Origin of the sequence: Halorussus limi (genome assembly GCF_023238205.1) — an archaeon.
Lineage (GTDB): Archaea > Halobacteriota > Halobacteria > Halobacteriales > Haladaptataceae > Halorussus > Halorussus limi.
In genome coordinates, this window is the sequence record NZ_CP096659.1 from 3,545,658 (window position 1) to 3,557,925 (window position 12,268).

Sequence of the window (12,268 nt, forward strand, 5' to 3'; positions counted from 1 at the left end):
GGCCGAGACCGGGACTCGCGCCCGCCTCGTCTCTCAGCGACCCCGCCGACCCTTCGTCTGGCGGTAGTCCCGGTCCATCAGCGACGAGAAGTGGTCGAGGAACGCCTCGCGTTCGGCGTCGGTCTGGTCGAGCGGGTCGGTCATCGGGACGATTTCGAAGCCCCGGCCCCGAATCGTCGTCGCGTGGTCCGCGCTCGCGTCGAACTCCTCGGCGGGGGTCGTGGTGTACTCGGTCGCGATTTCGGTCAGCGCGCGCTGGCCGACCGGCACGAGGATTTCGGGGTTTATCATGCGAATCTCGGCGTTGAGGTAGGGCTCGCAGGTCCGAATCTCGTCGTCGGTCGGCGACCGGTCGGGGTCCCGACACCGCGCGAGGTAGGTCAGAAAGGCGTTTTCGAGTTCGGGGTCGTCGGCGCTCGGCAGGGAGTTGTTGAGACCGAGCAGACCGAGGACGTGCTGGAGGGCCTCGCCGCGCTCGTCGCCCGTGAAGGGGACGCCCGTCCGGTCGGCGCCCGGACCGGGCGCCTCGCCGACGAACAGGAAGTCCGCGCCCACGTCGCCGTACCCGTGGACGACCCGCTCGCGGGTCGCACAGAGTTCCGGGCAGTTCTCGCAGTCGGCGTCCATCCCGAACGGGTTCGAGCGAGTCTGCTGGTTCGCGTCCATCGTCGGAATCGAGGGGCGCGCGCGGTAAAAACCGGTCGGAGCGACCCGGCGGCCTCTCAGTACCGGTCGTCGTCGGTGCCGAGCGCCTTCCGGAGGTACGGTTCGACCCGCTCGAAGCGGTCGCCCGGCGCGACTCGGTCGCGTTCCCGGTCGTGGGCGACCATCCCGAACTCGGCGAGTTTCGGCAGGTGGACGTGGCGGAGGGAGGTGGCGGCCCGCTCGTAGGCCACCGAACTCCGGGCGGCGACCCGGTCGGCGAGGTCCGGAACGGAAATCGGGTCGCCGTCCGCGACCGCGTCGAGGACCCAGCGGCGACGGGGGTCGGCGACGGCCTCGAAGCAGTCGTCGACCGAAGGGCGGGCGACCCCGGCAGTCTGGGCCTCGACGGTCTCGACGACCGTGTCGAACAGCGAGGCCACCTGGCGGACGACGCGTCGGTCGTGGGCCGCGGGTCGCAGGCAGAAGTAGCCGACCGCGTCGCGGGCGTCGAGGGCGCGGAGGAACTCGGGGAGAAACGCGGCGGCCGACGCGGCGTCGAGGTGGCCGAGAAGGTCGGTCAGCGAGTCGAAGTAGACGACGGTTCGGCCCTCGTCGGGCCACGCGTCGATATACCCCGTCACGGCGTCGCGCAGTTCGTCGGTGTCGGTCGGGTCCGCCACGCCCCGGAGCGGCGTCCGGTCGGCAGACAGCGGCGCGGACGTGGCGGCCGAGGAGCGCATCTGTTCGCCGACGCTGACGACGCCGACGTTCCGGGGCGGACGGTCAACCCGGTCGCGCCACTCGTGGAGGAAGCGCTCGGACTGTCGGTAGGTCACCGCGACCGTCTCGGTGGGCGTCTCGGTCAGGAGGTCGAACAGTACGTCGAATCGCGAGTTCTCGTCGCTCGTCCGGCGCTGGACCAGTGTATGCGGGTCGCCGTCTACGCACGTCCGGACGAGTCTCGTATCTTGCACACCACTCACCTCCTCACTCGTCGTCCGATACCGGTTCGTCTACGATTCGGACGCGTCCGTCGCTCCGCACGAGGACTTCGAGGCCGCAGACGCGGAAGGTAGCCTGGGCCTCGCCCTCGCTGTCGACGAACAGCGAGTCGAGTGCGTCCGGGTCGATTCTGTCGGCGACCGGGATGACCGTCGTCGTCGGGTCGACGTCCGCGACTTCGGCTATCGCTTCGATGACGACGTCGCTCAGCATCGCCGGACCGTCCGGGTCGTACGTCGCGCGGTAGACGCCGGAACGGTCGGGCGCTTCGGTCAGGCCCGGGTTATCGTCGATATCATTTCCCATGTTACTTTTGGACACGTTTCCCGACTCCACTTCTTTTTCAGTTTGAAGGAATAATAAATTTATGGCGTTTATCGGTGGCGACTTCGAAACGGTGAGCCGAGTGACGGAACTGATTCCGAGGTCGGTCGCGACGTCTCTGTCGGTGCCGGCGACCACCGGCCGCCCCCGGCGAGAAACGGTTCACGTCTGTTAGAAACCTCCCATTACGTCGCTCTCGGCGAGTGAGAGCGTAGAACTATTGCCGGCATTTAATCCGCTCCCCGAGGAGTATCCGACGGGGGTTTCATGACAGAGAACACATCCCGTCGGCGCTTTCTGAAAGCGGCGGCAGCGACAGGCGCATTGGCCGGTCTGAACGCGACGGTCCTCGCACAGGGCCAGAACGAGGAGGTAATCCTGCTCGGCGGATACACCCAAGGGTGGCAGGGCTACCGTCTCCCGGGCGGAGCGAGCGCGTCGGGAACGGCGAACCCGACGCTGACGCTGCAGGAGGGGACGACCTACACCCTGATGTGGCAGAACGGCGACGGCGTAGGCCACAACTTCGCCATTCAGGACTCGCAGGGGAACAACCTCCAAGTCCTCGAACCGCTCACCGTTCAGGCGGACACGTTCTCCCAGATTAACCAGACGTCCGAGGACCAGAACGTCACGCTCGACATCACGGGCGGGAACGTGACCGGCGTGAGTAACGGCACCGGCGGAAACATGACCGGCGGAAACGCGACCGGCGGTCAGCAGACGACCCAGTCGCTGGTGGCCAAGACCCAGATTCTCTCGGAGGAGGGCGCGGTGCAGGCGGTTCGCTTCACCGCCACCCCGGAGATGGCCCAGTACATCTGCATCGTCCACCCGAACACGATGGTCGGCGACATAGAGGTCCAGAGCGGTGGCGGAAGCGGCAACATGACGGGTTCGATGTAACCCCGCCGTTCGACCGACAGCGAACTATCGAACTCTTTTCGACCGTCGGGAGGTCACTCGTTTCTCGGACTGCTCGGATGGTAGTCGGTGTCGTACTCGCCGGGTCGGTCGTCGACGCGGTCGGGGTTGATTCGCCCGCCCAACAGCATGAAGTCCACGAGCGTCAGCGCGAGCATCGCCTCCACGACCGGGACGCCCCGGGGCGGGAGGACCGGGTCGTGGCGGCCGATGACCTGCTCGTCGCGCTCCTCGCCGGCCTCCCAGTCCACGGTGGTCTGGGACTTCGGTATCGAGGTGGGCGCGTGGAGCGTCACCTCGCCGTAGATGGGTTCGCCCGTGGTGATGCCGCCCTGTAGCCCGCCGTGGTCGTTCTCGACCGGCACGGGGTCGCTCTCCTCGGGGTTCTCGGGGTCCTCGAACTCCCACTCGTCGTTGCGCTCGCTCCCGGTGTACTCGCGGGCCTCGCGGCCGAGGCCGAACTCGAAGGCCGTGGACGCCGGGACGGACATCATGGCCTGCCCGAGTCGGGCCTCGACGGAGTCGAACCGCGGCGCGCCGAGTCCGCGGGGGACGCCGCGGGCCTCGAAGTAGATGGACCCGCCGATGGAGTCGCCCTCCTGCTGGTACTCGTCGATGCGCTCGCGCATCTTCTCTGCCGTCTCGGGGTGGGCGCACCGGACCTCGTTCTCCTCGCTGTGTTCGAGCATCTCCTCGAACGAGACTTCGGGGGCCTCGATGTCGCCGATCTGGTTGACGTGTGCCTTGAGTTCGATTCCCTCGCTGGCGAGAATCTTCTTGGCGATGGCCCCGGCCGCGACCCAGTTGACCGTCTCGCGCGCCGACGACCGGCCGCCGCCGCCCCAGTTGCGCGTGCCGAACTTCGCGGAGTAGGTGAAGTCGCCGTGGGAGGGCCGGGGCGCGGTGACGAACGGTTCGTACTTCTCCGAGCGGGCGTCCTTGTTGTCGATGACCATCCCGATGGGCGTGCCCGTGGTGTAGCCGTCCTGTAGCCCCGACTTGATGGAGACGTGGTCGGGTTCGCCCCGACTCGTGGTAATCATCGATTGGCCGGGCTTCCGACGGTCGAGGTCGGCCTGCACGTCGTCTTCGTCGAGTTCCAGTCCGGCCGGACAACCGGAGACGGTGACGCCCATCGCCTCGCCGTGACTCTCGCCGAACGTGGTGACTTGGAAGAGGCGACCGAAGCTGTTTCCGTTCATTACCGGAACGTTGGTCGGGGCCGGTATTTATGGTTTGGAGTAGGCGCAAGTTGGTCCTCGACGCGCTCGCACCGCCATCCCTTTTGTCTGTCCGGCGGAAATACCTCCACCAGCGCGCCATGGTCTGGGGGACAGTCTTCGGTCAGGTCGGCGTAATCGTCGCTTCGGTCCTCGGTCTCTGGCTCGGAGCGCGGCTTCTGGTCGATTCCGCGGTTCGACTGGCCCGCCGGGCGGGGCTCTCCGAACTCGCCATCGGACTCACCGTCGTCGCGATAGGTACCTCGACGCCCGAACTCGTCGTGACCGTCGACGCCGCGCTCACCGGTGCGAGCGACATCGCGGTCGGAAACGTCGTCGGGTCGAACATCTACAACCTCGCGTTCATCCTCGGCGTCGTGTCGCTGTTCCGAGTCGTCCCCATCGAGCGGTCGCTGGTTCACCGGGACGGACTCGCGCTCGTCGCGTCGACGCTCGTCGGGTTCGCGGCGATGCGCGACCTGACGGTCGGCCGCGCCGAGGGACTGCTGCTGGTGGGGTTGCTGGTCGTCTACACCGGTTACCTGTTCCGCGCGGAGTCCGGAGGCGACGTAGCTGACGACGGGGAGTCGTCGGCCGAAGCGTCGTCTAACGGCGGTCGGGAGTCACCGGAAACGACCGACAGCGGCCGAGACTCGACCGACGCGTTCGCCGTCGAGCGGAACGCCTCGTGGGGCCGAGACGCGGTCCCGCTGGTCGTCGGACTGGCCGTCGTACTGGTGAGCGGCCACTACATGGTCGAGGCGGCGACCGCACTCGCTCGCGGAGCGGGCGTCTCGGAGTGGGTCATCGGCGGGACGATAGTGGCGGCCGGTACCTCCACCCCGGAGTTCGCGGTGTCGCTGGTTGCGCTGCGGCGCGGCCGCCTCGGCGTGTCGGTTGGGAACGTCGTCGGCAGTAACCTCTTCAACCTGTTCGGCATCCTCGGACTCGGCGCCCTGATACGTCCGCTGGCGGTCTCTGGGGCGGCGATAGAGAGCATGGCGTGGCTGACGGTCGTCGTCGTCGTGATGGTGGCGGCACTCTGGTCGGGTCGGCGACTCTCCCGCGCGGAAGGCGGCCTGTTCGCGCTGTCGGAGGCGGTTCGGTGGGCGCTGGGACTCGCCGGTATCACGGGGTAGGGAGACGTAACAATTACAGATGATTCTCAAAGGGCTGTATATCTTTCTCCGACATCACTTTACAAGTCCGTCGGCCACGTCCGTCCTGAGCATCCGGCAGGGGTTCGATTCGTCGGAAAAAGTACGTTTCGATGGTGCGGGAGCGACTACCGGTTCACGGTCGCGCCGAGGTCGTACAGCACCTCGAAGAAGTCCGGGAACGACACGTCGACGTGTTCGGCGCCCGCGACGGTCGTCGGGCCGTCGGCCGCCAGCGCCGCGACCGAGAGCGCCATCACGATGCGGTGGTCGCCCCGGCCGTCCACCCGTCCGCCGGTCAGATTCGACTCGCCGCCCCGAATCGTCAGCGTCTCCTCGGTCTCCTCGGTCACGGCGCCCAGTTTCTCCAACTCCTCGGCCATCGCGGAGACGCGGTCGGTCTCCTTGTACCGGACGTGCTCGCAGTTGACGATGCGGGTCTCGCCGTCAGCGACCGCCCCCAGCGCCGCGATGGTCGGCAGGAGGTCGGGCGTGTCGCCCACGTCCACCTCGACGCCCGAGAGCGAGGAGCGTTCGACCGTCACCACGCCGTCGTCGCGGTTCCAGTCCACGTCCGCGCCCATGCGCCCGAGGACGCCGACGATTTTCGAGTCGCCCTGCGCGCTCGGGTAGGCGCCCCGGACGCGGACCGCGTCGCCCTCGTCGGCCGCCAGCGCGCCCGCCGCGAGCAGATACGAGATGGACGAGAAGTCGCCGGGCACGTGGTACTCGCCGTCCTCAGGTTCGTAGAACTGGCCGCCCTCGACGTAGTAGGTGCCGCCGCCGTCTCCCTCGCCGCCGACGCCCCTCTTGCCCGCTTCGACGCCGAACTCGTCGAGCAGTTCGAGCGTGATGTCGACGTACGGCGCGGACTTGAGTTCGGTTTCGAGTTCGACCTCGACGCCCTCCTCGGTCACCGCGCCCGCCATCAGCAGGGCGGTCACGAACTGCGAGGACACGTCGCCGGGCATCGAGACGGTGCCGCCCGAAATCGGCCCGTCGACCACCAGCGGGGCCTGTCCGTTCCGCCGGGTACTCCTGGCGCGTCCGCCCAACTCGTCGACGGCCCGGAGCAGGGGGCCGTGTGGCCGCGACCGGAGCGAGCTATCGCCCGTCAGGACCGTTCCCCCGTCGGCCAGCGCGGCGGCCGCCGTGACGAGTCGCATGGTCGTCCCGCTGTTCGCGCAGTCGATGACGTCGCCCGGCACCTCGGTGCGTCCGTCGAACCCGTCCACGTCGAGGTGGTCGGACTCGCGGGAGACCGCTCCGCCGAAGGCGTCCACGGCGCGCATCGTCGCTTTCGTGTCGGCGCTCACGAGCGGGTCGTAGACCAGCGCGCCGCCGGAGTAACCCGCGGCCAGAATCGCCCGGTGAGTGTAACTCTTCGAGGAGGGCGCGCGCGCCGACCCCGAGAGCGTCGATGGTCCTATCTCTACGTCCATGTCCGGGCCGACGGCCCGAGGGTGTATCAGAATACCGGAGGTGGCGAATTATCCGACGACTCGGCAGTCCGGTCAGCGCACGACCGTTACGGGCACCGTGGCCCGCCCGACGAGTTCCTTGGCGGTCGAACCGACCAGACCCTCGTAGCGCTCCGAGAGGCCCCGGTGGCCGACGAAGACGGCGTCGTACCCCTCGTCGTCGGCGAACTCGGTCAGGACCTCGACCGGTTCGCCGTACAGCAGACCGGTCTCGACCTCGACGCCCGTCTGCTCGCCCACCTCGGCCGCCTCGTCGAGGACCGCTTGAGCCTCCTCCTCGGCGTCCTCCACGTCCTCGGCGACGAGTTCGTCGGCGGCCTCGGTGTAACTCGTCGGCGGGTCGTCGCCGCCGGTGAAGAACTGGTCTGGCACGACGACGCTGACCGCGGTCACGTCGGCACCGGTCGCGGCCGCCTGCTCGACCGCGTACCGGAGCGCGTCCATGCTGGGTTCGGAGCCATCGACCGCGACGAGGTACTTCATACGAGCGACTTCGATGCGACGGCTGATTTGGATTACGGCGGACTCCCCGCGAGTCGTCCGCGAGGAGACGGTCGAGTGGACACTGACTTCAGAACTCGCGTCCGCGCTCGCGCTCGCGGTCCCGCGCTCGACTCTCTCGGGAAGCGGCGTCGGTCGCCTGCCCCTCCATCGCGTCGGCGATGCGTTCGACCGCCGCGACGAACTGCACCGCGAGGTGGAACGTCCGCCACGCGAGGTACGCCCCGAACAGCAGAACCACCAGCGTCACGCCGAGCAGTGGCCGAGTGGCGATGAGGACGCTGTACAGCAGGACCAGAACTGCGAGGACCCCGAGCGCACCCCGGACCCGAGACGGTTCGTGTACGCGCACCGAGTCGTCTTGGCTTGACATGTTTCGGGCTTCGCAGGCGGGAGTTGAAAAGCCTCGGTCCCGACCTCGGAGAAAGTATTTACTTCGACCGTGAGAGTCGCCGGACATGTCACCGCCGAGACGCCGCCGGACCGACGGGCAGTCGAACCCCGGCGCGGGAGGTCTGGCGCGACGCCGCGCCATCCGCCTCGGCGCGGCCGCGCTCGTCGGGTCCGTCGCCGGATGTGTCTCGGGCGTGCGGGACGACGAGTCCGGCGCGACGACGACCGATTCCGGGACCGAGACGACCGCGGACGCGACCACCGACGCGAACAACACCGACGCGGCGACTACCGACGCCACGACCCACGCGCTCGGCGTCGATACCTCGCTCCCCGAGGGGCCGGTCGTGTTTCCCGAAGGACCGAAGTCCCGTCCGGAACGCCCGGCCGACCTGACGGCGGAGTCGGTAGAGCGGTACGTCGAGACGTTCGAGCGCGGGTGGGTGTACAACGAACTGTACCGGGGCGCGTCGAGTTCGGTCCACCAGGAGTGCGGCGTCGAGTCGGTGCAGGAGTACGGCGACGGGTTCCGCGTCGTCGTGTGGTGTTCGGCGTGGGCGAACTCCGGGAGCGGTGAGACGACGGTCTACGCCGACTACTTCAGGCAGTACGCGACGTACTTCGTCGGGGAGAACTCGACCGTTCGTCGGGAGGGGAGAGCGGAAACCCGGGGGTGAGGTTTCCGCCCGTGAAGTGCAGCGTGTCCCCCTATCGCTCTCGGTGAAACGAGCGTTTGACTCTCGAGAAAGTATTTGTCCATAGCTTCCCGGATTCGAGACGTGAAGCGACGGACCCTCCTAGCGACGGCCGGAGCGGGTATCGGTATCACGGCGAGTTCGGGGTGTGCGCAGTTATCACGAGTGGTTCCGGGGTGCGACAGCATGCACAGCACGACGATAGGTCTCGAACCCGCGTCGCTCTCTGACGAGCAGGTGTCGCACCTCTTTCCGCTCGTCTTTACCGAACTCCGAAAAGCGCATCAGCAGATTATCGAGGAGGCCAGCGACGAGAGGTACAAGGCCTGCCCCCCGATTCCCGATTCGGTTCAGTCCTTCACCGACCTCGCGCGGAAGCGTATCGACCGACAACAGAGGGAGTACGGCGGTGAACCGGAGAACCGTCCGGATTACCTCCGAACCGCGTACCTGAAGCGGGAGAACTCGTACTCCGAACTGCAAATCGCTATCGAAGACGTAGTCGTCTCCTGACGGTCGAATCGGGAGTGACGCGTCCTGTCGCACGGATTTATCGTCTCTTTCGAGGTCGACATTACATAGAGGGCTACGTCAGGAACTACCGTTCCGGAACCCGTATCGTTTTCCCGTTCGCGGGGGTTGCTGTCGGTATGAACCCCGACCTGTCACCGCTCGCGGACGCGCTCGCCGAGGCCGAGGTGGACGGCTACCTGCTCGACGCCGACTCCGGCGAGTCCGACCAGTTGTACCTCTCGGGCTTCGACGCGCCCGACCCGTTCGTCACGCTCTACACCCCCGAGGAGACCGCACTGCTGGTCTCGGGACTGGAGTACGGCCGCGCCACCGAGGAGAGTCGGGCCGACGAGGTGGCCCGACTCTCGGACTACGGCTTTCAGGAGAAGGTCGGCGAGTACGGTCGCACCGAGGGCAAACATCGAGTCGTGGCCGAGTTCCTCGACGACTACGGCGTCGAGTCGGTCGCCGCGCCCGAGCGATTCCCGCTCGGCACCGCCGACGGCGTGCGCGAGCAGGGCGTCTCCGTCGAGGTGCTGGACGAGGACGTGGTGACGGAGATTCGGGCCGTCAAGACCGACGAGGAGGTCGAACACGTCCACGCCGCACAGCGGGCCAACGAGGCCGCGATGCGGGCGGCCGAGGAGTTGCTCGAATCCGCGACGGTCGAGGACGGCGTGCTGTACCGCGACGGCGAGCAACTCACCAGCGAGCGCGTCAAGGAGGAAATCGAGGTCACGCTCCTGCGCCACGGGTGTGCGCTCGACGAGACCATCGTCGCCTGCGGCGCGGACGCCGCGGGGCCGCACAACCGCGGGAGCGGACCGCTCCGCGCCGACGAGACCATCGTCATCGACATCTTCCCGCGGGACAAGTCCACCAAGTACCACGGCGACATGACCCGGACGTTCGTCAAGGGCGAGGCGAGCGAGGAGGTCCGCCGGCGCTACGACCTCACTCGGGAGGCCTTCGAGGCCGCGCTCGACGCGGTGGAACCCGGCGCGACCGGCAAGGAAGTCCACGACGCGGTCTGCGACGTGTACGAGCGCGAGGGGTACGACACCCTCCGGAGCGACCCCGCCGCGGATACCGGATTCATCCACAGCACCGGCCACGGCATCGGACTCGACGTTCACGAACTGCCCCGAGTCAGCCCCGAGGGCGGGGAACTGAAGCCGGGTCACGTCGTCACCATCGAACCGGGCCTCTACGACCCCGAGGTCGGCGGCATCCGCATCGAGGACCTCGTGGTCGTGACCGAGGACGGCTACGAGAACCTGACCGACTACCCGATTCGGCTTGAACTGGCGTAGGGCGGACGAGACCCGAGTCGATTCCCGACGCGCTCGACCCCGGTTCGGGCCTTCGCGTCCCCGAAAACCAGCCACAACCGGCAAGTGGGGGACCGTCTAATTCGGACCATGCTTCGACAGCGAACCGAGAGCGAGGAGCCGCGCGAGGAACCGGGGGAGAGCGGAGGTATTCTGCGGAAGGGACTGCCGTTCGCGTTCGCCTTCGCGATGGGATTTCTCCTCGGCAAACAGCGCGGAGACGGGGCCGCGGTCGAGACCGGTGGCGACGAACTGAGCGAGGCCGCGAGCGAGGTCCGGGAGCGCGCGACGCCCGGCGAGTCCGAAAGCGAGGGCCGAGCGAGCGAGAGTTCCGAGACCGACCGCTCGGAGGCCGAATCGGGCGACGCCGCGTCGTCCGAGAGCGCGGAATCCGCCGGAACCGAGGCCGCCGAAATGGACGAGGCGGTCGCCGACCTCTCGCCGCCGACGACCCACGGGATGCCGATGCTCGGCCTCGGCACGTACCAGATGGAGGAGTACGACGAGTGCGTCGAAGCCGTCAAACGGGCCTTCGGGATGGGGTACCGACACGTCGACACCGCGGAGGGCTACGACAACGAGGACGCGGTGGGCGACGCCATCGAAGAGGCCGAAATCGACCGCGACGACATCTTCGTGGCGACGAAGGTGAGTCCGGACAACCTCGACTACGACCACGTGCTGACCAGCGCCGCCGATAGCTTCGAGCGCCTCGGCGTCGATTTCGTGGACCTGCTGTACGTCCACTGGCCGACCGGCGAGTACGAGGCCACCGACACCCTCGAAGCCTTCGCGGAACTCCGCGAGGAGGGACTCATCGGGGAAATCGGCGTGAGCAACTTCACGGTGGACCTGCTGGAGGAGGCCGTCGAGGTGGCGGACGAACCCATCTTCGCCAATCAGGTCGAGATGCACCCGCTGCTCCCCCAGACCGAACTCCAGCAGTTCTGCACGCAGGACGACGTGGACGTGGAACTGGTGGCCTACTCGCCCATCGCCCGCGGCGACGTCTCGGACGTGGACGAGTTGCAAGAGGTCGCCGAGAAGCACGACGCGACGCCCCAGCAGATTAGCCTCGCGTGGCTTCGCGAGAAGGGCGTGACCGCCATTCCGAAGGCGACCAGCGAGGACCACCTCCGGGAGAACTGGCTGAGCCTCGGGGTAGAGTTGGACGACGACGATATGGAGAAGATAGACTCCATCGAGGAGCGTCGCCGCATCGTGGACCCCGACGAAGCCCCGTGGAATCAGTAGCGCGAGGTAGGTCGAGGCTGACAGCGACCACCGCCGCGACGGGTCCGGCGGTCGTACGGAGCAGCGACAACCACCCACACCATCATTAAAGACAATTATGTTTAAATGGCGGGGAGCCCTCTATCGGGTCGTGATGGAACGACGATGAGCGCGGACGCCACCGACTCCGAGGCGGAGGCCGCGGACTCCGAAGTCGAGACGAGCGACCCCGACTCGGAGACCGACGACGCGGAGACGGACGGCGAGTTCCCCGCCCCGCCGCGGACGCTGACCGACGGCGAGGGTCGCGTCCTTCAGTTCCGCGCGAGCGGCGACTCTCCGAGCGAGTCGGCGACGGAATCGGCACCCGAGTCCGGCGACGAGGCGACCGCAGACGGGACGGACGAGCGCGGCGCGCTGGCGGCGATGTACGACGCCTTCGACGCGTCCGACCGCGCGCAGGGCATTCCGCCCGCGGACCCCCGACAGCGCGCCCAGTGGCTCGACAGACTCCGCGACGGCATCGAGGTCGTCGCGTGGCACGGCGACGTAGCGGTCGGCCACGGCATCCTGCTCGGCGGCGGGCCGGGCCACGAACTCGCGCTGTTCGTCCACCCCGACTACCGCGAGGCGGGGGTCGGGACGGCGCTCCTCCGAACGCTCCTCGGCCGGGGCCGAACGGCGGGCGTCGAGCGGGTCTGGCTCTCGGTCGAGCGCACGAACCTCCCGGCGGTCAGCCTCTATCGCGGGGTCGGATTCGAACCGACCGGCGGCGCGGTCGGCGAGTTGGAGATGGCGCTGTCGCTCCCCAGCAACTCGTAGCGAACCCCTTTTGAGAGCCGACCGGCT

The 12,268-nt window shown here is 67.8% G+C and carries 14 protein-coding genes; 7 read left to right on the forward strand and 7 right to left on the reverse strand.

Going from position 1 to position 12,268, the window contains the following annotated elements:
• Positions 1 to 33: 33 nt before the first annotated feature.
• The 3 genes from M0R89_RS18110 to M0R89_RS18120 are packed head-to-tail and all read right to left on the reverse strand — an operon-like array spanning position 34 to position 1,953.
• Positions 34 to 666 (reverse strand): uracil-DNA glycosylase, encoded by a 633-nt coding sequence (locus M0R89_RS18110; RefSeq protein ID WP_248650477.1) that lies wholly within the window; start codon positions 664 to 666, stop codon positions 34 to 36.
• A 56-nt stretch (positions 667 to 722) separates the two neighbouring features.
• On the reverse strand, positions 723 to 1,619 hold the full coding sequence (locus tag M0R89_RS18115; protein ID WP_248650478.1) for a DUF7504 family protein: 897 nt from the start codon (positions 1,617 to 1,619) through the stop codon (positions 723 to 725).
• Between the two features lie 13 nt (positions 1,620 to 1,632).
• Positions 1,633 to 1,953 carry a HalOD1 output domain-containing protein gene (locus M0R89_RS18120; RefSeq protein ID WP_248650479.1) on the reverse strand — a complete coding sequence of 107 codons (321 nt, stop codon included), beginning with the start codon at positions 1,951 to 1,953 and terminating at the stop codon, positions 1,633 to 1,635.
• Between the two features lie 285 nt (positions 1,954 to 2,238).
• Here M0R89_RS18120 and M0R89_RS18125 point away from each other — a divergent pair, with 285 nt between their 5' ends.
• Positions 2,239 to 2,877, forward strand: a complete 639-nt coding sequence (locus tag M0R89_RS18125) for a twin-arginine translocation signal domain-containing protein (RefSeq protein ID WP_248650480.1) — start codon at positions 2,239 to 2,241, stop codon at positions 2,875 to 2,877.
• A gap of 53 nt (positions 2,878 to 2,930) precedes the next feature.
• Here M0R89_RS18125 and aroC read toward each other — a convergent pair whose 3' ends face one another.
• Complete coding sequence (gene aroC, locus M0R89_RS18130; RefSeq protein WP_248650481.1) at positions 2,931 to 4,097, reverse strand: chorismate synthase; 1,167 nt, start codon at positions 4,095 to 4,097, stop codon at positions 2,931 to 2,933.
• 119 nt (positions 4,098 to 4,216) lie between these two features.
• On the opposite strand from aroC, the gene M0R89_RS18135 reads away from it, so the two are divergent.
• Positions 4,217 to 5,254, forward strand: a complete 1,038-nt coding sequence (locus M0R89_RS18135) for a calcium/sodium antiporter (RefSeq protein ID WP_368408890.1) — start codon at positions 4,217 to 4,219, stop codon at positions 5,252 to 5,254.
• 146 nt (positions 5,255 to 5,400) lie between these two features.
• Here the strand turns inward: M0R89_RS18135 and aroA are convergent, their stop codons facing one another.
• From aroA to M0R89_RS18150, 3 genes are all read right to left on the reverse strand, one after another.
• A complete protein-coding gene (gene aroA, locus M0R89_RS18140) occupies positions 5,401 to 6,714 on the reverse strand; it encodes a 3-phosphoshikimate 1-carboxyvinyltransferase (protein ID WP_248650483.1) in 1,314 nt (437 codons plus the stop codon).
• Positions 6,715 to 6,786: 72 nt separating this feature from the next.
• On the reverse strand, positions 6,787 to 7,236 hold the full coding sequence (locus tag M0R89_RS18145) for a universal stress protein (protein ID WP_248650484.1): 450 nt from the start codon (positions 7,234 to 7,236) through the stop codon (positions 6,787 to 6,789).
• A gap of 88 nt (positions 7,237 to 7,324) precedes the next feature.
• Positions 7,325 to 7,627 (reverse strand): DUF8066 domain-containing protein, encoded by a 303-nt coding sequence (locus M0R89_RS18150; protein ID WP_248650485.1) that lies wholly within the window; start codon positions 7,625 to 7,627, stop codon positions 7,325 to 7,327.
• Positions 7,628 to 7,712: 85 nt separating this feature from the next.
• On the opposite strand from M0R89_RS18150, the gene M0R89_RS18155 reads away from it, so the two are divergent.
• The 5 genes from M0R89_RS18155 to M0R89_RS18175 all read left to right on the forward strand — a co-directional run bounded on the left by M0R89_RS18155 (position 7,713) and on the right by M0R89_RS18175 (position 12,241).
• Entirely contained in the window at positions 7,713 to 8,324 is a 612-nt protein-coding gene (locus M0R89_RS18155; RefSeq protein ID WP_248650486.1) for a hypothetical protein, read from the forward strand.
• A 102-nt stretch (positions 8,325 to 8,426) separates the two neighbouring features.
• Entirely contained in the window at positions 8,427 to 8,855 is a 429-nt protein-coding gene (locus M0R89_RS18160) for a hypothetical protein (protein WP_248650487.1), read from the forward strand.
• Positions 8,856 to 8,992: 137 nt separating this feature from the next.
• Positions 8,993 to 10,168 carry a M24 family metallopeptidase gene (locus tag M0R89_RS18165; RefSeq protein ID WP_248650488.1) on the forward strand — a complete coding sequence of 392 codons (1,176 nt, stop codon included), beginning with the start codon at positions 8,993 to 8,995 and terminating at the stop codon, positions 10,166 to 10,168.
• Between the two features lie 432 nt (positions 10,169 to 10,600).
• On the forward strand, positions 10,601 to 11,440 hold the full coding sequence (locus tag M0R89_RS18170; RefSeq protein WP_368408891.1) for an aldo/keto reductase: 840 nt from the start codon (positions 10,601 to 10,603) through the stop codon (positions 11,438 to 11,440).
• A gap of 144 nt (positions 11,441 to 11,584) precedes the next feature.
• Positions 11,585 to 12,241, forward strand: a complete 657-nt coding sequence (locus tag M0R89_RS18175) for a GNAT family N-acetyltransferase (protein ID WP_248650489.1) — start codon at positions 11,585 to 11,587, stop codon at positions 12,239 to 12,241.
• Positions 12,242 to 12,268: the final 27 nt, after the last annotated feature.